Annotated in this window: 20 protein-coding genes; 11 read left to right on the forward strand and 9 right to left on the reverse strand. The window is 72.7% G+C overall.

Features of this window, described 5'->3' with window-relative positions; translation table 11 throughout:
• Positions 1 to 17: 17 nt before the first annotated feature.
• The 3 genes from DKT68_RS20345 to trmB all read right to left on the reverse strand — a co-directional run bounded on the left by DKT68_RS20345 (position 18) and on the right by trmB (position 4,143).
• A complete protein-coding gene (locus tag DKT68_RS20345; protein WP_109818995.1) occupies positions 18 to 662 on the reverse strand; it encodes a hypothetical protein in 645 nt (214 codons plus the stop codon).
• Between the two features lie 141 nt (positions 663 to 803).
• Positions 804 to 3,317 (reverse strand): DEAD/DEAH box helicase, encoded by a 2,514-nt coding sequence (locus tag DKT68_RS20350; protein ID WP_109818996.1) that lies wholly within the window; start codon positions 3,315 to 3,317, stop codon positions 804 to 806.
• A gap of 118 nt (positions 3,318 to 3,435) precedes the next feature.
• Positions 3,436 to 4,143: a tRNA (guanosine(46)-N7)-methyltransferase TrmB gene (gene trmB, locus DKT68_RS20355; protein ID WP_109818997.1), complete on the reverse strand. Its 708-nt coding sequence runs from the start codon at positions 4,141 to 4,143 to the stop codon at positions 3,436 to 3,438.
• A gap of 130 nt (positions 4,144 to 4,273) precedes the next feature.
• Between trmB and DKT68_RS20360 the strand changes: the two genes are divergently transcribed.
• The gene (locus tag DKT68_RS20360) at positions 4,274 to 4,918 is read left to right on the forward strand and encodes a hypothetical protein (protein ID WP_109818998.1); all 645 of its coding nucleotides are present in this window, start codon (positions 4,274 to 4,276) and stop codon (positions 4,916 to 4,918) included.
• Positions 4,919 to 4,926: 8 nt separating this feature from the next.
• Positions 4,927 to 5,655 carry a class F sortase gene (locus DKT68_RS20365; RefSeq protein WP_236646995.1) on the forward strand — a complete coding sequence of 243 codons (729 nt, stop codon included), beginning with the start codon at positions 4,927 to 4,929 and terminating at the stop codon, positions 5,653 to 5,655.
• A 135-nt stretch (positions 5,656 to 5,790) separates the two neighbouring features.
• Here DKT68_RS20365 and DKT68_RS20370 read toward each other — a convergent pair whose 3' ends face one another.
• Genes DKT68_RS20370 through DKT68_RS20380 form a run of 3 tightly spaced genes read right to left on the reverse strand, consistent with a single transcriptional unit; the run spans position 5,791 to position 7,904 of the window.
• Positions 5,791 to 6,108: an antibiotic biosynthesis monooxygenase family protein gene (locus tag DKT68_RS20370; protein WP_109818999.1), complete on the reverse strand. Its 318-nt coding sequence runs from the start codon at positions 6,106 to 6,108 to the stop codon at positions 5,791 to 5,793.
• Positions 6,109 to 6,148: 40 nt separating this feature from the next.
• Positions 6,149 to 6,946, reverse strand: a complete 798-nt coding sequence (locus DKT68_RS20375) for an exodeoxyribonuclease III (protein WP_109819000.1) — start codon at positions 6,944 to 6,946, stop codon at positions 6,149 to 6,151.
• Between the two features lie 37 nt (positions 6,947 to 6,983).
• Positions 6,984 to 7,904 (reverse strand): proteasome assembly chaperone family protein, encoded by a 921-nt coding sequence (locus DKT68_RS20380; protein ID WP_109819001.1) that lies wholly within the window; start codon positions 7,902 to 7,904, stop codon positions 6,984 to 6,986.
• 422 nt (positions 7,905 to 8,326) lie between these two features.
• On the opposite strand from DKT68_RS20380, the gene DKT68_RS20385 reads away from it, so the two are divergent.
• From DKT68_RS20385 to DKT68_RS20390, 3 genes are all read left to right on the forward strand, one after another.
• Positions 8,327 to 9,181, forward strand: a complete 855-nt coding sequence (locus DKT68_RS20385) for a peptidase M23 (RefSeq protein ID WP_109819002.1) — start codon at positions 8,327 to 8,329, stop codon at positions 9,179 to 9,181.
• Positions 9,182 to 9,287: 106 nt separating this feature from the next.
• Positions 9,288 to 9,434: a hypothetical protein gene (locus tag DKT68_RS31530; RefSeq protein ID WP_167337326.1), complete on the forward strand. Its 147-nt coding sequence runs from the start codon at positions 9,288 to 9,290 to the stop codon at positions 9,432 to 9,434.
• A 49-nt stretch (positions 9,435 to 9,483) separates the two neighbouring features.
• Entirely contained in the window at positions 9,484 to 10,242 is a 759-nt protein-coding gene (locus DKT68_RS20390) for an EcsC family protein (RefSeq protein WP_109819003.1), read from the forward strand.
• A 29-nt stretch (positions 10,243 to 10,271) separates the two neighbouring features.
• On the opposite strand, the gene DKT68_RS20395 is transcribed toward DKT68_RS20390, so the two are convergent.
• On the reverse strand, positions 10,272 to 11,123 hold the full coding sequence (locus DKT68_RS20395) for a GDSL-type esterase/lipase family protein (RefSeq protein ID WP_109819004.1): 852 nt from the start codon (positions 11,121 to 11,123) through the stop codon (positions 10,272 to 10,274).
• Between the two features lie 119 nt (positions 11,124 to 11,242).
• Positions 11,243 to 11,842: an antibiotic biosynthesis monooxygenase gene (locus DKT68_RS20400; protein ID WP_109819005.1), complete on the reverse strand. Its 600-nt coding sequence runs from the start codon at positions 11,840 to 11,842 to the stop codon at positions 11,243 to 11,245.
• Between the two features lie 154 nt (positions 11,843 to 11,996).
• Here DKT68_RS20400 and DKT68_RS20405 point away from each other — a divergent pair, with 154 nt between their 5' ends.
• From DKT68_RS20405 to DKT68_RS20425, 5 genes are all read left to right on the forward strand, one after another.
• Positions 11,997 to 12,260 carry a DUF6343 family protein gene (locus DKT68_RS20405; RefSeq protein WP_109819006.1) on the forward strand — a complete coding sequence of 88 codons (264 nt, stop codon included), beginning with the start codon at positions 11,997 to 11,999 and terminating at the stop codon, positions 12,258 to 12,260.
• A 12-nt stretch (positions 12,261 to 12,272) separates the two neighbouring features.
• Positions 12,273 to 13,688 (forward strand): NADP-dependent succinic semialdehyde dehydrogenase, encoded by a 1,416-nt coding sequence (locus DKT68_RS20410; protein WP_109819007.1) that lies wholly within the window; start codon positions 12,273 to 12,275, stop codon positions 13,686 to 13,688.
• Positions 13,689 to 13,758: 70 nt separating this feature from the next.
• Positions 13,759 to 14,724: a TIGR03885 family FMN-dependent LLM class oxidoreductase gene (locus DKT68_RS20415; protein ID WP_109819008.1), complete on the forward strand. Its 966-nt coding sequence runs from the start codon at positions 13,759 to 13,761 to the stop codon at positions 14,722 to 14,724.
• Positions 14,725 to 14,761: 37 nt separating this feature from the next.
• Positions 14,762 to 16,336, forward strand: a complete 1,575-nt coding sequence (locus DKT68_RS20420; RefSeq protein WP_109819009.1) for a Na+/H+ antiporter — start codon at positions 14,762 to 14,764, stop codon at positions 16,334 to 16,336.
• Complete coding sequence (locus DKT68_RS20425; protein WP_109819010.1) at positions 16,336 to 16,593, forward strand: UBP-type zinc finger domain-containing protein; 258 nt, start codon at positions 16,336 to 16,338, stop codon at positions 16,591 to 16,593. Before DKT68_RS20420 ends, DKT68_RS20425 begins: the two co-directional genes overlap by 1 nt.
• A 78-nt stretch (positions 16,594 to 16,671) precedes the next feature.
• On the opposite strand, the gene DKT68_RS20430 is transcribed toward DKT68_RS20425, so the two are convergent.
• A complete protein-coding gene (locus tag DKT68_RS20430; RefSeq protein ID WP_109819011.1) occupies positions 16,672 to 19,281 on the reverse strand; it encodes a glycoside hydrolase family 9 protein in 2,610 nt (869 codons plus the stop codon).
• A 271-nt stretch (positions 19,282 to 19,552) separates the two neighbouring features.
• On the opposite strand from DKT68_RS20430, the gene DKT68_RS20435 reads away from it, so the two are divergent.
• Complete coding sequence (locus DKT68_RS20435; RefSeq protein WP_109819012.1) at positions 19,553 to 20,278, forward strand: PP2C family protein-serine/threonine phosphatase; 726 nt, start codon at positions 19,553 to 19,555, stop codon at positions 20,276 to 20,278.
• The last annotated feature ends 4 nt before the right edge of the window (positions 20,279 to 20,282 follow it).

A 20,282-nucleotide genomic window follows, 5' to 3' on the forward strand; every position in this document is an offset into this window, starting at 1 on the left:
GAAATGGGGTGGGTGGGTCAGGCGGCGGTGGACCAGATGGCGCGGAAGGCGGCGGCTTCGCCGGCCAGCCAGCGTTCGATCTGCTCGGGCTTGGCGTCGGTGGGCATGCGGTGGGCCTGGCCGCGCCGGACGTCGACCAGGACCGGCTCGGCGTGCGGCAGCACCGCGTCCATGTGTCGTGCCATCAGGTGCAGGGTGGCGAGCATCGACTCCTCACTCGGCGGGGTCTCGTCGAAGTGCAGCCGGACCGCCTCGACACGGCCGTCGGCGTGGCGTACCCCGAAGTGGGGGTTGATCTTGACGGGTAGGTCGCCCAGCATGGCCAGGGCGTCGCGGGTCTGGGCCAGGTCGATGGCGCCCGGCTCGCCGAGGGAGTGCAGCCAGGCCGTGGCGCCGGGCACCAGCGCCTGGTAGAGCGGGCGCCAGCGGGGCTTGACCACGTCCACCACGCCGGCCAGGTGCGTGCCGCCGGTGTGGAACGCGATGTCGGCCTTGAGCGCCTTGACGAACTGGCCGTGCGGGTTGAAGCCGGAGCGACTGGCTCGCTGCTTGCGCAGCCCGCCCACGAACGTGGCCTTGGTGGGGCCGGTGCGGTCGACGTAGCGGGTGAAACCGAGCAGGGTGGCGTAGGGCGTGAGGGGCGTGGAGGCGGGCGCGGTCACGGGCGTCCTCCCAGGTCAGGAACTCGATTAGTACATACATTCTAATCGACGGGTCTGACATCGCCCAGTGAAAACGGGGGTGCGGAAGACGCGACAAAGGGGGCCGCCCGGCGTTCGGACGACCCCCTGTCGAGATGACCGCTAGAGCTGGCCGACGTCGGTGATCCGGATGACCGCTGCGCCGACCTCGTCCGACGCGGCCAGGTCGACCTCGGCGCTGATGCCCCAGTCGTGGTCGCCGTCCGGGTCGTCCAGGATCTGCCGGACCGTCCACCGCTCCCGGCCCTGCTCGATCATGAGCAGCGCCGGCCCGCGCGCGTCCGGACCCACCCCGATTGAGTCGTACGCCTCGAAGTACGGCTGAAGCGCGTCGGCCCACGCGTCGTAGTCCCAGCCGTCGCCGGCGTCCAGTTCGGCGAGGAGGTCCCAGCGGCGCAGCGCGGCCAGCTCGACCCGGCGGAACAGCGCGTTGCGCACCAGCACCCGGAACGCCCGCGCGTTGCGGGTCACCGCCGGTGGCCGGTCGGTCAGGGCGGCGTGCGCCTGGGCCACCTCCGCCACGTCGGACGGGTTGCGCAGCCGCTCCCACTCGTCGATCAGGCTGGAGTCGACCTGGCGGACCAGCTCGCCCAGCCACTCGATGAGGTCGATCAGCTCCTCGGTCTTGGCGTCCTCGGGGACGGTCTGCCGCAGCGTCTTGTACGCGTCGGCCAGGTAGCGCAGCACCAGGCCCTCGGAGCGGGTCAGCCCGTAGAACGACACGTACTCGGTGAAGGTCATCGCCCGCTCGTACATGTCGCGGACCACGGCCTTGGGGGAGAGCTCGTGGTCGGCGACCCAGGGGTGCCCCTGCCGGTACATCTCGTACGCGGCCTCGAGCAGTTCCGCGAGGGGCTTCGGGTGGGTCACCTCGTCGAGCAGTTCGAGGCGGGCCTCGTACTCGATGCCCTCGGCCTTCATCGCGGCGACCGCCTCGCCGCGCGCCTTGAACTGCTGCGCGGAGAGGATCTGCCGGGGGTCGTCGAGGATCGACTCGATGACCGAGAGGACGTCCAGGGCGTACGACGGGGACTCGGCGTCGAGCAGCTCGATGGCGGCCAGGGCGAGGGGGGAGAGCGGCTGGTTGAGCGCGAAGTCGAGCTGGAGGTCCATGGTGAGGCGCACCCGTCGGCCGGTCTCGTCCGGCTCGGGCAGCTCCTCCACCACGCCGCCGGCGCGCAGCGCCCGGTAGATGGCGATCGCCCGGCGGATGTGCCGGCGCTGCGCGGCCGGCTCCTCGTGGTTGTCGGTGAGCAGGTGCCGCATCGCGGTGAACGCGTCACCGGGGCGGCCGATCACGTTGAGCAGCATCGAGTGGCTGACCTGGAAGCTGGAGGTCAACGGCTCCGGCTCGGCGTCGACCAGCCGGTCGAAGGTGGGCTGGCCCCAGCCGATCGAGCCCTCCGGCGGCTTCTTGCGGACCACCTTGCGCCGCTTCTTCGGGTCGTCGCCGGCCTTGGCGAGGGCCTTCTCGTTGTCGATCACGTGCTCGGGGGCCTGCACCACGACCCGGCCGATGGTGTCGTAACCGGCCCGGCCGGCCCGCCCGGCGATCTGGTGGAACTCCCGGTTCTTGAGCAGCCGCGTGCGCACCCCGTCGTACTTGGACAGGCCGGTGAACAGCACGGTGCGGATCGGCACGTTGATGCCGACGCCGAGGGTGTCGGTGCCGCAGATGACCTTGAGCAGGCCGGCCTGGGCCAGGGTCTCCACCAGCCGGCGGTACTTGGGCAGCATGCCGGCGTGGTGGACGCCGATGCCGTGCCGGACCAGCCGGGACAGCGTCTTGCCGAAGCCCGAGGTGAACCGGAAGCCGCCGATGGCCTCGGCGATCATGTCCTTCTCGGCGCGGGTGCAGACGTTGACGCTCATCAGCGCCTGGGCGCGCTCCAGCGCGGCGGCCTGGGTGAAGTGCACGACGTACACCGGGGCCTGCCTGGTCTCCAGCAGCTCCTCGAGCGTCTCGTGCAGCGGCGTCATCGCGTACGAGAAGATCAGCGGGACCGGCCGCTCCGCCGTGCGCACGACGGCGGTCGGCCGGCCGGTACGCCGGGTGAGGTCGTCGACGAACCGGGTGGTGTCCCCCAGGGTGGCGGACATCAGGATGAACTGGGCCTGCGGCAGCTCGATGATCGGCACCTGCCAGGCCCAGCCCCGGTCCGGCTCGGCGTAGAAGTGGAACTCGTCCATGATCACCTGGCCGACGTCGGCCCGGTCGCCCTCGCGCAGCGCCAGGTTGGCCAGGATCTCCGCGGTGCAGCAGATGATCGGGGCGTCGGCGTTGACGCTGGCGTCGCCGGTCAGCATGCCGACGTTCTCGGCGCCGAAGACCTCGCAGAGGGCGAAGAACTTCTCCGACACCAGCGCCTTGATCGGCGCGGTGTAGAAGGTGGTCCGGCTGTCCGCGAGGGCCGCGAAGTGCGCGGCGACCGCGACCAGACTCTTGCCCGAGCCGGTGGGCGTGTTCATGATCAGGTTGGCGCCGGAGACGATCTCGATGACCGCCTCCTCCTGGTGGGGGTAGAGGTCGAGGCCGCGCTCCTTCGCCCAGCCGGCGAACGCGTCGAAGAGGGTGTCGGGGTCGGCGCTTGTCGGCAGCGCGGCGGTGAGCGTCATATCCCGTCCATGGTGCCTGGATCATGACCGTTCGCGCCAACCGGCGAGTGGTCGCGGGTGCCCGAGGCGACAGGATGGGCCCCCTCCACCACACCAGGCGTCGACAGAGGCCTCTTTCTCACCGGCGGCGGTAGATCAGGTCGGTGACCGGTCGGCCGGCCGTGAGCGCCCGCCGCTCGAACTTCGTCACCGGGCGGTGCGCCGGTCGCGGCGCGAACCCGCCGTACGCGTCCACCAGCCCCGGGTCGGCGTCCAGGGTCTCCCGCATCGCCTCGGCGTACTCGGCCCAGTCGGTCGCGCAGTGCAGCGTGCCGCCCGGCGTCAGCCGGGACCGCAACAGCGCCACGTGCGACGGCTGGATGATCCGCCGCTTGTGGTGGCGGGCCTTCGGCCACGGGTCCGGGAAGAAGACGTGCACGGCGTCCAGGGCGCCCTCGGGCAGGCCTCGGACCAGGTCCAGCGCGTCGCCCCTCGCCACCCGAACGTTATTCAGACCGCCGCGTTCGACCAGGTCAAGCAGGTTCGCGATTCCCGGCGTGTGCACCTCCACCGCCAGATAATCTCGGTCCGGGTCAGCGGCGGCCATCGCGGCGGTGCTGTCGCCCATGCCCGAGCCGATCTCCAGCACCACCGGCGCCCGGCGGCCGAACAGGTCGGCCAGCTCGACCGGCTGGACGGGCCCGTCCGGCACGTCCACGCCGTACGCGGGCCAGAGCCGGTCCAGCGCATCGGTCTGCCGGCCGCTCATCCGGCCCCGTCGGGGGTGGAAGGTGCGGATGGTCCGGCTCTCGGGCGGGGCGGCGGGGTCATGGTCGGTGGCGGTCACAGCGTCCCGAGCGTACGCGACCCCGTCGGCGGAACGGATGTGATGTGCGACCGGTAGTGAGAGGATTCAACTGGTACGGCAGGCCGGGTGGTCCGCTGCCCGGCACGGTGCACGGCATCGAAAAGGGGGCATCGTGACAGTGACCCGCGGCGGTGTGACCCTGACGGTGCTGAACATGCTCGCCGGCCCCCTGCTGGCCGCCGCTCCCGCGCTCGCCGCGTCCGCGCAGGCCGCTCCCGTACCCGCCCGGACCGTGCCCGCACCCGCCGCGCTCGCGCTCGCCGCACCCGCCCTCCGTGCGCCCCAGCCTGATCCGCTGGGCGGTGCTCCGCAGCCCAGCCCGGCGGTGGACGTCTTCGTCGAGGTGAGCCCGAGCACGGTGCAGCCCGGCTACCTGGTCGGCATCCGGGCCAGTTGCCGGGACAACTCGGTGGGCGCCACGGTGGTCTCCGACGCCTTCGGAGCGGTCGGTGTCCAGCCGCAGGGTGGGGTGCTCACCGCCGCGCCGATGGTGCGCGAGCGCACCCGACCCGGCAACTACCGGGTCAAGCTGGAGTGCCGTGACGGCGAGACGGCCTCGACCATGCTCCAGGTGGTCAAGAAGGTGCCGAACCAACCCAGTCGGGGCCCGGCCACCGGCTTCGGCGGCAGCGCCGGCGGGATGACCGAAAAGCTGCTGCTGCCCGGTGGCGCGGCGCTGACCGTCACCGGGCTGATCCTCGCCGTGGTGGCCCTGCGTCGGCCGCGTACCGTCCGTGGCGCGGCGCGCCGCTGAGCTCCGCCATGGAGATCTTCCGACCCGCGCAGCCGCCCACCGGTTCGCGGCCGCCCGCCGACCGTCCGCCGGTTGCGGCCCGGCCGCCGACCGCCGTCGCGCCCCGGCGCAGTCGTCCGTCCGGCCGCAGCCCCTGGTCGGTGCCGTTGGCCGTGGTGCTGGTGCTGGTCGGCGTCTTCGCGACCGGGGCGGGGCTGGGCCGCTCGGCCGGCCCGTTCGACTGGGCCACGGCCGGGGGTGACCGCCCGGCCCGCAGCGAGTCCGTCGGGTTGTCGGCCAGCCGCCCGGTACGACTGTCGGTGCCGGCGATCAAGGTCGCCGCGCCCGTGGCCCCGGTGGGGCAGGCCCGGGACGGCTCGATCGCCGTACCGCCGTTGGAGCGGCACAACGAGACCGGCTGGTACGACCGCGGCCCGACGCCGGGCGAGCCCGGCCCGGCGGTGATCGTCGGGCACGTGGACACGAAGAGCGGCCCGTCGGTCTTCTACGACCTGGGCAGGCTGAAGCCGGGCGACCTCATCGAGGTGGCCCGGGCGGACCGTTCGGTGGTGGTGTTCAAGGTCGACACCGTCGAGCACTTCCCGAAGGACCAGCTGCCCGCCGAGCGGATCTACGGCCACGACGGCCCACCGGGGCTGCGGCTGATCACCTGCGGTGGCCAGTTCATCGGCGGCCGCACCGGCTACGCCGACAACGTGATCGCCTTCGCCACCCTGGAGTCCTCCCGGAAACCCTGACGTCGCGGAGCATGATCGACACAGTTTCGGTGATGTCGGGGTGTCCCGCCGGCCCGAACACCCCGACATCACTGATCCCGAGTGGATCAATCCTCACGCAGCAACCTGTCGTCCCGACCGGGCCGGGGACGCCCGCTACGGCTGGGGGACGTGCAGGGCCACCTCGAACTCCAGGAGGCTCGCGCCGGTGGCGACCGGCTGGCGGGGTTTCTCGCCGGGGGCGGCGGCGTGGGCGGCGCGGGACGGGCCGGCGGCCCACGCCTGGTATGCCTCCTCGGTCTCCCAGCGGGTGTAGACGAAGTAGCGGGTCTCGCCCGCCACCGGCCGGAGCAGCTCGAAGCCGAGGAAGCCGGGCGAGTTCTCCACCGTTCCGGCTCGGGCGGCGAACCGCTTCTCCAGCTCGGCGCCGCCGCCCGGCGGGACCTCGATTGCGTTGATCTTCACGACTGCCATCTGCCCACCCTAGCCACCGGCCGCCGCCCCGGGACGAGAGTCAGAACGCCTCGACCACGGGGACCAGCTCGGCGTCGACCACGATCGGGGCGTGATCGGAGGGCCCCTTGCCCTTGCGGGCCTCCCGGTCGACGTACGCCGAGCGGACCGCGCGGGTGAACGGCGCGGAGGCGTACACCAGGTCGATGCGCATGCCCTTGTTCTGGTGGAACATCCCGGCCCGGTAGTCCCAGTAGGTGAACGGGTGCGGCCCCTTCATCGGGGTCGGCACCACGTCGCTGAGCCCGAGGTCGCGCAGCGCCGCGAGGGCCGCCCGCTCGGCCGGCGTGACGTGCGTGGAGTGGGTGAAGACGGCCGGGTCCCAGACGTCGGCGTCGGTCGGGGCGACGTTGAAGTCGCCGCAGACGGCCAGCGGCAGCCCACCGGCCAGCTCCGCGTCCAGCGCGTCGCGCAGCGCCGCGAACCAGGCCAACTTGTACGCGTAGTGCGGGTCGTCCGGTGTCCGGCCGTTGGGCACGTACACCGACCAGACCCGCACCCCGCCGCACGTGGCGGAGATCGCGCGGGCCTCCGGCTCGGGAAAGCCGGGTTCGCCGGCGAACCCGACCCGGACGTCGGTCAGGCCGACCCGGGACAGGATGGCGACCCCGTTCCACCGGCCGTCGCTGTGGCTGGCCACGGTGAAGCCCAGCTCGCCCACCTCGGCCACCGGGAAGGCGCCGTCCGGGCACTTGGTCTCCTGCAGGCAGACCACGTCCGGCCCGGTGTCGGCCAGCCACTCCAGCAGCCGGGGCAGCCGTGCCTTCACAGAGTTCACGTTCCACGTTGCCAGGCGCATGTCCCCAGCCTGCCGCATCCGCCCCCGCGACGCCCGGTCAGCTGCCCGGGGTGTCGCCGGGACGGGTCTGTTCGGCCAGGTAGCGCTCCAGCTCAGCGCCGAGTTCGTCGGCGGTCGGCAGCGGGCCGGCGTCCGGGGCGAGCAGGTTCTTCTCACCGCGACCCCGGGCGAACGCGTCGTACTGCTCCTCCAGGGCCTGGACCAGGGCGGCGGCGTCCTCGGTCTGGGCGACCTGCCGGTCGATCTCCACCCGGACCACCTCGGCGGCCGAGCGCAGCCCGTCGCCGGGCAGCAGCAGCCCGGTGCTGCGGGACACCGAGGTGAGCAGCACCTCGGCGGCGGCCGGGTACTCGGTCTGCGCCACGTAGTGCGGCACGTGGGCGGCGAAGCCGAGCGCGTCACGACCCTGCTCGCCGAGGCGGAACTCCAGCAGGTGACCGACGCTGCCGGGCACCTGGACGCGTTGCAGCCAGGGCTCGTACCCGGCGATCAGCTCGGGCCGGGTGGCGTGGGCGGTCACCCCGGTCGGCCGGGTGTGCGGCACCGCCATCGGGATCGAGTTGAGGCCCACGGTGAGCCGCACGTCCAGGCGGGCGGTGAGCCCGGCGACGGCGGCCACGAAACGCTCCCACTGCAGGTCCGGCTCGGGGCCGGTGAGCAGGAGGAACGGGGTCTCGTCGTCGTCCTGCAGGAGGTGCAGCTCCAGCTTGGGGGCGTCGACGCTCTCCCAGTGGTCCTCGACGAACGTCATCACCGGTCGTCGGGAGCGGTAGTCGAAGAGCTGGTCCACGTCGAAGGTGGCGATCGGCCGGCTCTCCAGCGAGGTGAGCAGCTGCTCGCGGGCCAGCCGGCTGGCGTTGCCGGCGTCCACGAACCCGGTGAGGGCCTGGATCATGACCGGTTGCCCGAGGTCGGGCAGATCGTCGGTGAGCTGGTAGAGCTCGTGTGGGTCGAGCACCGGTGCGGACCTCCCTGGAATGTGCCTACGGGATGCCGACGCGACGGACGGCACCCGGTTCGGGCAACGTACCCGCCATCCTGGTGCATTCCTGCGGCGGGCGATCCGTCGCCTGGCGGATGGGCACGACCGGACTAATCATCCGAATACGCCAGCCGGTGCGGCACTGCTGTCCGATCGGCGGAGGGGTGGTTCCACCCAAAGGCCGAGTTTGTCGATCATGTCAGCGCCCGGGGCTGGATGTCCCCTCCTGTCGCCGGCCGTGCCCGCCTGCGTGCCGGGCCGGCTTCATCCGGTACGCGAGGTCCGTTCCCCGACCGGACCGACCCGCCCCGGTCGTCCGCCAGGACACCCCCGATCTGTGGCGAGGGCCACGTGATCACCGTGCGTGATCGGCGTTTCCACCTGCCTAGCCTCGGTTGATGCGTGACGACGGCACCCTCGACGACCCGTACGCCCCGAGCAGGCCCACTGCCGATATGGAGGATGGCACCTCAGCCGAACGGACAACCGCCGCGAGCCGGCTCCGGGCGTACGCCCGGGACCTGATTGGGCGACGCCGGGCGCAGGTGGCGCTGGCAACCGGCGTGGTCTGCTGCCTCGGCCTGGCGGCCGTCGCACAGGTCCGCGACGAGAGCGCCGGCGCGGCGACCCGGGCCGACGCGCGTCCGGGCAGCTCGGAGCTGATGCAACGCGCCGAGGAGCAGGGCGCCTCCCGTGGCCTCGACCGTGCCGCCCCGGGCACCGCCACCCCGTCCGCCGTCGCGACCCCCGCCGACCCGGACACAAGGTCGTCGGCGCGCAAGGCCACCACCGCGCGACCGACCGACCCGGCCCCCGTCGCCGGGCTGGACGAGGACCAGATGGAGAACGCGGAGGCGATCGTCCGCGCCGGCCGCGAGATGGGGGTGCCGCGCCGTGGTCTGGTGATCGCCGTGGCGACCGCCATGCAGGAGAGCAACCTGTACAACGTGGCCAGCGGCGTGTTGCCCGAGTCGCGGGACTACCCGCACCAGGGCGTCGGCTGGGACCACGACTCGGTCGGTTTGTTCCAGCAGCGCTCGAGCAGCGGCTGGGGCCCCGTGGGCCGGCTGATGGACCCCGAGTTCGCCACCCGGCAGTTCCTCACCGCGCTGGAGCAGGTGCCCGGCTGGCAGCACATGCGGCTCACCGACGCCGCCCAGGCGGTGCAGGTCTCCGCGTACCCCGAGCACTACCAGCAGCACGAGTGGCGGGCCACCCGGGTCGTCAGCGCCATCCTGCCGAGCGGGCGATAACCTACCGACCACTGTGGACCATAAGGGTTGAGCCTGTCGCGTCCCGGGTACATCCGTTGCGGGTTCGGGGTACACATGACAGAGGGATCGTCGACAGGAGGACGTTATGTCACTGATGCAGCGGATCAGCGCGTTTTTGAAATCACCGAAGGGGCAGCAGATGGTCGATCGGGGCCGCCGCGAGATGGCCAAGCCCGGCAACCAGCAGAAGCTCAAGGGGTTGGCGGCCCGGTTCTCCAACCGACGCCGCTGACCCTGTCACCGGTAGTCCTGCCCGCCGTACCGACCCCTGGGGAGACCCGGTGACCGACACCCCGCCCGTCGGCGGCACGCCCGCCGTGCCCACCCCCCAGCCGTCTGACAACCCGCCAACCGCGCCGGTGGACGCCCCCGAGGGCCCGCCGGCCCGGCTCTGGGACCGGATGCGCGCCGATCCGCAGTACGCCCCGGAGCACCTCGCCCTGGAGGCGGTGCGCCGGCTGGGTCCGGAGGCCGCCCAATGGGCCGTCCGGGCCCGGGCCGACCAGCCCGGCGTCTCCGCCGACGCGCTGGCCGACCAGGCGGCCCGCAAGTTCCTCAACCTGGCCCGCCTCTCCGGCGCGGTCTCCGGCGCGGCCGGCCTGCCCGGCGCCGTGCTCGACGTGGGCGTGCTGGCCTGGACCCAGGCGCGGATGGTGCTGCACATCGCCGCCGCGTACGACGTCGACCCGTTGCACAGCGACCGGGCCACCGACCTGCTGGTGCTCCAGCGGGTGCACAAGGTCGCCGAGAGCGCCCGGCTGGCGCTCGGGGTGGCCGCCGGCCGGGAACGCGCCCACGCGCTCTTCGGCCGGGGCGGGCGCCAGCGTCCGCTCGGTCACGTCATGCTGAAGCTCGGCGTCCGGCTGGCGCAGATGGCCGGGGTCCGGGCGGCCAAGCGGATGGTTGCCAAGATCGTGCCCGGCGCGGCGATCGTGCTCGGCACCTGGGCCAACTCGTCGGCCACCCGGGATCTCGCGGAGCGATCGCGGGCGCTCTACCGCCCGCGCGGCGCCGCCGTCCCGGAACCCCGCCACCACTGACCCGCCGCGGCCGCCAGGCGTCGGGGCGGTCAGTCGGCCAGGCCGGAGGAGCGCCAGGTCACCTCGGCGAGCCGGCCCTGCCCGCTCACGTTGGGGTGGAACCAGTCCAGCGGGTTCAGCATGTCGAGGCTGAACCGGACCTTGTGCACCGCGCCGCCGTCGTGCCGGCAACGCGAGCCGTACGCCCGGCACGCGGCCACGAGCTGGGCGTTGTACGCGTCGATCCGGTCCCGGACGGCGGTCCGCCGGGCGCGGTCGGCGGGCGCCGTCGAGGTCGCGTCGGCCAGCAGGGCCGGGCAGACGCCCCGCCGCCAGGCGCGCACCGCCCGGGAGTCGCCGTGCCCGACCTCCCAGAGCCGGTACAGGTCGGGAATGCTCACCACCAGCACCCGTGCCTTCGGCCGTCCGGTTCGCAGCACCCGCAGGCCCCGGTCCACGTCGGCCCGGAACCGCGCCACCGGCGTCATCGCGTCCACCGCGCCCCGACAGACGTCGTTGGCGCCGATCAGCACGGTGACGTAGTCGGCGCGGTCGCGTACCGCAGCCTTGGCCTGGCCCTCGAGGGCGTCGGCGCGGGCCCCCGGCCGGGCGTGGTTGTACCTCCGGTCGCGGATCGCGGAGTCCTGGTCGAGTAGTCGCCGGTAGTGGCTGCGCACCCGCAGGCCGTCCCCCGTCGACCAGGAGTTGCGCTCGCAGGAGGTGAGCACCAGGCAGGAGGCGAAGCCGGTGCTGATCGAGTCGCCGAGCGCGGCGATGCCGCCCGGCCCGCCGGGCTGCGGGGTGCCCTTGGTGGGGCGCGGTGTCGCCGACGTGTCGCCCTCGCAGGCCAGCGCGACCAGCGCCGCGAGACAGGCCAGGGCGGCGACCCAGCGTCGAGGCATGACATCCCCCGTCTTCACAGCACAGAGCGACAGCGCGGTAACTCTATGCGTAGGACGTGGTTTGTTGCGAAGTTGCTGTCGGGTATGCGGCAGAGCGCCGGTGTGGCCGCCCCGACGTGCTATGGGCGCGCGTTACGCCAGGGGGCCGGGTGGCCGTGCAGCCACCAGTGCAGCGCCCGGGTTATCCGCGGCAGCACCAGGTAGGTCATCAGCGGGGTCAGGCAGAGCGTCATCAGCAGCACCCGGGCCGGCAGCGGCACGTGGGCGAGGAACCGGCTGGTCAGCAGAGTGGCGCTGAGGCTCAGCGGGAAGAACGCCAACCAGATCGTCACCGCCTGCTTCCACCTAGGCGGCGACGCCGGCGGGATGGGCTCGACCGGGTCGACCCAGTGCTCCAGCGGCGGGTCGAACCAGCCCTCGATCCCGGTGCGCCGCTCGACCCGGGTGTGCTCGACGATGCCCTGTGCGGAGCTGAGCCACCAGTGCCGCTGCGGCGACTCCTCCCACCGGTGCAGCGTCTCCGCGTCCGCGAAGCGGTAGAGCATGTGCCACTCCGGCGAACCCGGACCGCTCTGCACCCAGCCCGCACCGAGGAACCCGGGGAACGCCTCGGCCAGCGCGGTGCCGGCCCGCATCCAGGCCACCATCTCGCTGGCCCGGGCCGGATCGGCGCGCCGGGCGATCGCGACGGTCACCGGCACGGTCTGGGTCATGGACATGCGTCCATCCTGCGGTCGGCGGTGCTCTGGGGCGAACGGATGTAACCGAGCACACCGGCGCGCCCCGGTCCGGCCGCGTCGCGTGGCGCCTGGCGCGACTGACCGGGATGCGCCGGGCCGGTTAACGCCGGCGATCGGGGGTAGGTCGGTAGGCATGACGAGATCGCAGCCCCGGCGTGCCCGCGGCACGGTCGGGCACGCGTACAGCGCACTGAATCTCCGGCTCACCCTCGCCGGCTTCGGGCTGGTGATCATGGTGCTCTTCGCGGTGCTGGCGTTCTGGGCCGGCATCGCCTGGCTCGGCGTGCTCTGCGCGATCTTCGCCGTGGTCGCCGTCGTCGACCTGGTCGTGATCCAGCGCCGCCGCGCCGCCCGCCGCCGCGAGGAGCCGGGCGTCAAGCACTCGCTGTTCGAGTGACAGGAGGACGAGATGCCCATCGCCACCACCAACCCCGCCACCGGACAGGTGCTCAAGACGTACGAGGCGATGTCCACCGAGCAGCTCGACGCCGCCATCGAGCGCGCCGACCTCGCGTACCAGCAGCTGCGCGGGACCACCGTCGACCAGCGGGCCCAGTGGATGAACGCCGCGGCCGACCTGCTGGAGGCCGACCGGGACGAGATCGCCCGGATCATGACCACGGAGATGGGCAAGACGTACGTCGCGGCGCAGGCCGAGGTGACCAAGTGCGCCGCCGCCTGCCGGTTCTACGCCGACCGGGCGCCGGCGTTCCTCGCCGACGAGCCGGCGGACGCCACCGCGGTCAAGGCGACCCGGGCGCTCATCCGCTACCAGCCGATCGGTGTGGTGCTCGCGGTGATGCCGTGGAACTTCCCGCTCTGGCAGGTGATGCGCTTCGCCGCGCCCGCGCTGATGGCCGGCAACACCGGCCTGCTCAAGCACGCCTCGAACGTGCCCCAGACCGCGCTGCTGCTGGAGGACGTGTTCCGCCGGGCCGGCTTCCCGGAGGGGGCGTTCACCACCGTGCTGGTCGGTTCGGACGCCGTCGACCCGATCCTCAGCGACCCCCGGGTACGCGCCGCCACGCTCACCGGCAGCGAGCGCGCCGGCCGGTCCATCGGCCAGATCGCCGGCCGGGAGCTGAAGAAGACCGTGCTCGAACTGGGCGGTAGCGACCCGTTCGTGGTGATGCCCTCGGCCGACCTGGACCGGGCCGCCGAGGTGGCCACCACCGCCCGCTGCCAGAACAACGGCCAGTCCTGCATCGCCGCCAAGCGTTTCATCGTGCACACCGACGTCTTCGACGCGTTCGCCGAGAAGTTCGCCGCGAACATGGCCGCCCTGCGGGTCGGCGACCCGATGGACTCCGACACCGACGTGGGGCCGCTGGCCAGCGAGGGCGGTCGCGACGAGGTGCACGCCCAGGTGCGCGACGCGGTGGACAACGGCGCGACCGTGCTCTGCGGCGGCGAGCTGCCGGCCGGGGACGGCTGGTACTACCCGCCGACCGTCGTCACCGACCTCAGGCCGGAGATGCGGATGTGGCGCGAGGAGGTCTTCGGCCCCGTCGCCGGCCTGTACCGGGTGTCCTCGTACGAGGAGGCGATCGAGGTGGCCAACGGCACCTCGTTCGGGCTCGGCTCGAACGCCTGGACCCGCGACGAGGCCGAGCAGGAGCGCTTCGCCACCGACCTGGACGCGGGCAACGTGTTCATCAACGGGATGACCACCTCCTTCCCCGAGTTGCCGTTCGGTGGCGTGAAGAACTCCGGCTACGGCCGGGAGCTGTCCGCGCTGGGCATGCGGGAGTTCTGCAACACCAAGACGGTCTGGGTGGGCGACGGCGCGGCCGCCTCGGCCGGGGCCGGCGCCCACGCCGAGTAGCCCGCGGGCGTCGACAAGGGGCGTTGCCCGCAGGCGTCAGGGGGTGGCGTTGTGGGTAGGAAGTGCGCCCATGACGGTGTTCGGCTTTCACGCATCCCACGAGCAGATCCACCCCCGCGCCCTGCTGGAGGCGGTGGTGCACGCCGAGCGGGCCGGCTTCGACGCCGCCATGTGCTCCGACCACTTCTCCCCGTGGAGCGCACGCCAGGGCGAATCCGGCTTCGCCTGGTCCTGGCTGGGCGCCGCGTTGCAGGCCACCGGCATGTCGTTCGGCGTGGTCAACGCCCCGGGCCAGCGCTACCACCCGGCGATCATCGCGCAGGCGATCGGCACGCTCGGCGCGATGTACCCCGGCCGGTTCTGGGCCGCGCTGGGCACCGGTGAGGCCAGCAACGAGCACATCACCGGCGACCCGTGGCCGCGCAAGGACGTGCGCGCGGCCCGGCTGCGCGAGTGCGTGGACGTGATCCGGGCGCTGCTGGCCGGCGAGGAGGTCAGCCACGACGGCCTGGTCCGGGTCGACCGGGCGCGGCTGTGGACCCGCCCCGAGGAGCCGCCCGCGCTGGTCGGCGCCGCGGTGAGCGTGGCCACCGCCCGCTGGTGCGCGGAGTGGGCGGACGGGCTGATCACCGTGAACGCCCCGGTGGCGCACCTGCGGGAGATGACCGACGCGTACCGGGACGCCGGCGGGCGCGGGCCGCTGCACCTGCAGGTGCACGTCAGCTGGGCGCCCGAGCAGGCGCAGGCCGAGGCGATCGCGTACGACCAGTGGCGCAGCAACGTCTTCGCCCCGCCGGTCTGCTGGGACCTGGAGACCGTCGAGCACTTCGACGTGGTCTCGGCCGACGTGCCCAAGCAGCGGGTCGCCGACGTGGTGAACGTCTCCGCCGACCTGGGCCGGCACGTCGGCTGGCTGGAGGAGTACGTGGAGCTCGGCTTCGACCAGATCGCCCTGCACCACGTCGGGCAGGAGCAGCGCGGATTCATCGACGCGTTCGGCGCGGAGGTGCTGCCGAAGCTGCGGACGGCCGGTTGATCAGGGCCGCGCCTCCCGCCCCCTAGGCTCCTACCTCATGGAGAGCCTGTTTCCGGTCGTCGTGTTCCTGGCGGTCGCCACCCTGGGGGCGGCACTGGCCCGCCGGCTCGGCCTGCTCGCGCCGATCCTGTTGGTCGTACTCGGTCTGGCTCTGTCGTTCGTGCCCGGCTTCCCGCAGGTCCACCTCGACCCGGAGCTGGTGCTGGTCGGCATCCTGCCGCCGCTGCTCTACGTCGCGGCGCTGGAGACCTCGGTGCCGGCGTTCAAGAACAACATCCGGCCGATCCTGCTGCTCGCCGTCGGCTTGGTGCTGTTCACCGCGTTCGTGGTCGGCCTGGTGCTGCACCTGCTGCTGCCGCAGGTGCCGTTCGCGATCTGCCTGGCCCTCGGCGCGGTGGTCGCGCCGCCGGACGCGGTGGCCGCCACCGCAGTCGCCCGGCGGGTCGGGCTGCCCCGCCGGGTGGTCACCATCCTGGAGGGCGAGAGCCTCATCAACGACGCGACGGCGCTGGTGCTGCTGCGGGTCGCGACGCTGGCCGTCGCCGGCTCGGCGGTCGGCACCGCCGACGTCGCCATCGAGGTGCTGCGGTCCGCCGGCGGCGGAATCCTGATCGGCGCGTTCGGCGCGCTGGTCTTCGGCTTCCTGCACCGGCGGATCAACGACCCGCTGCTGGACAACGCGCTGTCGTTGATCATCCCGTTCGCGGTGGTGTTCGCCGCCGAGGAGGTGCACGCCTCCGGCGTCGTCGCGGTGGTGGTCGCCGGGCTGGTGCTCGGTCACAAGCTGCCCCGGCTGCTCTCGGCCGCCTCCCGGTTGCAGGTCGGCGCGTTCTGGCGGCTGGCCCGCTTCCTGCTGGAAGGACTGGTCTTCCTGCTGGTCGGGCTCCAACTGCCGGAGGTGCTGCGGGACCTCGACGAGCCGCTCGGCTCGCTCACCGTCATCACCCTCGCCGTGCTCGCCACGGTCTTCCTCACCCGGTTCGTCTGGCTCTTCCCGGCCACCTATCTGGCCCGGCTGGTGCCCCGGGTCCGCCGCCGGGACGAGGCCCCGTCGGCGAAGTTCCCGATCGTCATCGGCTGGGCCGGGATGCGGGGCGTGGTGACCCTGGCCGCCGCGCTGGCCCTGCCGCTGACCCTGGCCGACGACGCGCCGTACCCGAGGGCGCTGTTCATCTGGCTGGCCTTCGCGGTGATCGTGGTCACCCTGGTCGGCCAGGGGGCCACGCTGCCGCTGGTCGCCCGCAAGCTGAAGCTGCCGCAGGACGACCCGGTGCAGGACGCGTTGTCGGCCGCCGGGGTGCAGCAGCAGGCCAGCCGGGCCGCCCGGGACCGCTTGGACGAACTGGCCGAAGACGCCCCGGCGGCGGTGGTGAACCGGCTGCGCCGGCTGTTGGAGGACCGCACCAACCTGGCCTGGGAACGGCTCGGCGGCACCGAGCGGGAAACCCCGTCCCAGGCGTACGGTCGACTGCGACAAGAAATGATCGACGCCGAGCGGACCGTCTTCCGGGATGCTCGGGACGCCGGTCGGATCCCCGAGGAGGTGCTGGTGCGGGCCTATCGTGACCTGGACCTGGAAGAGTCGTTGCTGCGGCGACAGGAGATCGAGTAATGAGCTGTCAGCACCTGACCGAGGCTGGCGCCGTGGAGCCGGGCACCGTCGAGGAGTGCCCGGACTGCGTCGCCATCGGCGATGCCGACTGGGTGCACCTGCGTGCCTGTCTGACCTGCGGGCACGTCGGCTGCTGCGACTCGTCGCCGAACCAGCACGCGACGAAGCACTTCGAGTCCAGCGGCCACCCGGTGATCCGCTCGGCGCAGCCCGGCGAGACGTGGCGCTGGTGCTACGTGGACGAGGAGATCGGCTGACGCCGGCCCACCATCAAGTGATCATGAGGGCCCCGGCAGCTGGTGGCCGCCCGGAAGAGCGGCCACCAGCCGTACCGGTCAGGAGAGCGTGCAGCCGGCGCCGTTGACCGTGACCAGGCCCGGGTTCGGGTTGGCACCGCCGCCGGTGGTGGCGTTGAAGCCGAACGTCACCGTGCCGCCGGGCGCGATCCGGGCGTTGTACGACTCGTTGCGCGCGGTCACCGTCGCGCCGGACTGGGTGACCTTCGCCAGCCACGCCTCACGCACCCGCTGGTCGCCGGTGAACGCGAACCGGACGCTCCAGCCGTTGACGGCCGTGGCACCGGTGTTGCGGACGGTCAGCTGGGCGGTGAACCCGCTCCCGCCCTGCCAGGCGCCATAGTTGGTGTAGCTCACCGCGCAGGTGGTGGCCGGCACCGCGCCGGCGTCACGCTGGTCGGCCAGGAACGAGGCGATCCAGGCCAGCGCCGAGTTCCAGTTGATCGCCACCTCGTTGGTCGCGTACGAGTTGATGTCGTCGACGTAGCAGAACATCGGCTTGCAGCCGGCGAGCAGTTGCGCCGCGAACGGGTCCTGGAGGGCGGCGTTCGCGCCGCCGGCGAGGGAGCCGGCGGGCGGGCGCGGCAGGTTCGGGTCGAGCTGGTGGCCGAAGATCCGGCTGTGCTGGTTCTCCGCCGCGTGCTCGCCCCACCCGGTGACGTACGAGATGTTGAGCGCGTTGCGGCCGAAGATGTAGTCCATCGCCTGCACGGCGCCGTCGCGGTAGACGGCGTCGCGGGTCAGGTCGAAGGCGGTGGCCAGCACGACCGCGTTGTTGATGATGTTGCTGTTGGCGCCCCAGAAGTAGCTGCTCTCGTCCCCGGGCATCGGCAGCCCGTACGCCTGCCGGCGCAGCTCGGCGAGGTACGCGTCGGCGGCGCCGGTGACCGAGGCGCGGATCCGGGCCAGGTCGGCGGCGGGCAGCCCGTTCGGCACGGTGGCCAGGTCGAGGCGGCCGAGCGCGGCGGTGCTCTGCCAGCCGAAGCCCTGCGGGGCGAACACGTCGCCGGTGTGGTGCGGGGACGCGGTCAGGTCGGTCAGGTACGCCTGCGCGCCGGTGCTCAGGTACAGCTCGACGGCGGCCCAGTAGAACTCGTCGGTGACGTTCGTGTCGTCGTACGCGCCGCCGCCGGTGCTGTCGCTGGGGCTGGCGTACACCGCGGGGTGCGCCTTGGCCGCGGCGTAGGCGGTCGTCGCGGCGGTGGCGCAGCGGGCCGCGAACGCCGCGTCGTAGGGGGCGTAGAGCCGCGCGCACTGGGCGGCGGTGGCCGCCAGGTTGAGCGTGGCCGCGGTGGACGGCGGGTGCAGCTCGCGGGGCTGCGGGTCGTCGTGCGGGGCGAGCGGCAGGCCGGTCCAGTTCCGGTCGTGGATTTTGTGGTGGACCATCCCGGCCAGCGGCTTGCCGGCCGGCACCTGCATGCGCAGGAGGAACTCCAGTTCCCAGCGGGCCTCGTCGAGGATGTCCGGCACGCCGTTGTCGCGTTCGGGCACCCGCAGCGTGCCGTCGGCGAGACCGGCGCCGCCACCCGCCGTGACCGCCGTCCTGGTGCGCTCGAAGGTGTTCAGCAGCTGGTAGGTCGCGATTCCGCCGTTGACCACGTACTTGCCGTGGTCGCCCGCGTCGTACCACCCGCCGCGCACGTCCAGGGAGTAGTCGCAGACGCCCTGCTGGCAGGGCACGCTGGTGTCGCCCTGGTTGGGCGCCACCCCGAGGTGGCCGGCCGGTCGGGCGTACTCGTCGCCGATCAGGTGGCCGTCGATGGCGATGCCGCTGCGTTGGGCGTAGAAGAACTGGAGCGAGTCGGCGCGCAGCCGGTCGTAGAGGGTGCCGGAGATGTCGAACGGGTGGCTGGTCTCGCCGTCCACGGTGAGCGTCAGCCCGCTGCCCGCCGTGCGGTAGCCGGAGAAGTCGGCCGTGTGCACGTTCTGGCCGGAGGCGTCGTCGACGCCCCGGGCGGTGGTGGTGCCGCTGGCCAGGACCGTGCCGGCGGCCGAGCGCAGCTGCCAGGGCAGCGGCTCGGTGGCCTCGGTGACCACGGTGGCGTTCTTCGGCCCGCCGGGCAGGTAGCCCACCTGGTTGACCCGCACCCGTGGCCCGGTGTCCGGCTCGTACGGCTCGGGCGGCTCGCCGCCGCGCAGCGAGACGTCGTCCAGACAGACGGTCTGCGTCTCGGCGGCGCCCCCGACCTGGAAGATCAGCTGGGCGCCGGGGTTGTCGTCCGGGACGGTGAAGGTCTGCTCGACCCGCTGGGCGGTGGCGGTGGCGGTGGCGTCCACGGCGGCGTACGTGGTGTACGGGGCGCTGCCGAGCTGGAGGACGGCCTTGACCGCGGTACCGGGAGTGGCGGAGACGGCGAAGCCGAGGGTGTACTCGGCGCCGGCGACCAACGGCACACCGTCCTGGCCGATGCCGGCATCCCAGGGGTTGGCCAGCCCGCCGGGGACGGTGGTGCAGAGCCGGCCGTCGGTGACCGCGAGCGCGCCGGTGCCGAACGAGAACCAGGGGCTCACCCCGGCACTGAAGTCGCCGTTGTCGATCTGCTCGGGGGCGTCCGGTGGCGGGTCGGCGGAGGCCGCGCCGGCGCCCGCGCCGGTGAGGGCCAGAGTGGTCGCCGCAGCCAGCAGGAGGCGGCGTCGGGATGGCGTCACGGGGAGTCCTTCCGGGACGGTACGGGGACGGGTGTGGTGGTGGTGACCTGGGAGCGCTCCCAAGTATCGGCTCGATGTTTCCAGCGAAGGCGCGCCGTGTCAATCGATCCGACTGGATGGCTTTCGACGTCCGACGAGGGCGGCGGCTCGGCACGACACCGGACCGGGGGACTGCGACGCGCGGGGCGGGTACGTGAGATTCGCCGCGCCACGCGCCGCCGTCCTGATCTCCTAGAGACAACTGCGCCCTTCGCCTGGCAGGCTGCCTCCCATGACCCTGAAGCTGCGTTCCGTGGGAACGAGCGACCGTGGGCTGATCCGCAGCGGAAACCAGGACGCCCTGCACGCCGGCGCCTGGCTCGTCGCCGTCGCCGACGGCATGGGCGGGATGGCCGCCGGCGACCTCGCCAGCGCCCTCACCATCGACGCGATCGCCCCGCTGGATGTGGAGACTCCCGAGGACGCCCTGGTGGCCGCGCTCCAGGGTGGCATCGCGCTGGCCACCGCCCGGATCCGCCAGGCGGTCACGGAGGATCCCGAGCGCCAGGGCATGGGCACCACGCTGACCGCCCTGCTCTTCGCCCGTACCGGCAGCTGCCTTGCTCTCGCCCACGTCGGCGACTCGCGGGCCTACCTGCTCCGCGAGGGGGTGCTCAAGCAGGTCACCCGGGACGACACCTTCGTCCAGATGCTGGTGGACCAGGGCGTGATCACCGCGGACCAGGCCAGCAGCCACCCGCGCCGCGCGGTGGTCACCCAGGCGTTGCAGGGCGACGACGTCTCCCCGTCGTACGCGACGATGGTGCCCCGGGCCGGCGACCGGTGGCTGCTGTGCAGCGACGGTCTCTCCAACGTGGTCCGCCCGGACACCCTCGCCGAGGTCCTCACCGGCTACCCCGACCGGGCCGCCTGCGCCGGCAAGCTGATCGACCTGGCGCTGCACGCCGGCGGGCCGGACAACGTCACCGTGGTGGTGGCCGACGTGGTGGAGGAGTAACCGG

It is taken from the genome of Micromonospora acroterricola, from assembly GCF_003172955.1.
GTDB lineage: Bacteria > Actinomycetota > Actinomycetes > Mycobacteriales > Micromonosporaceae > Micromonospora > Micromonospora acroterricola.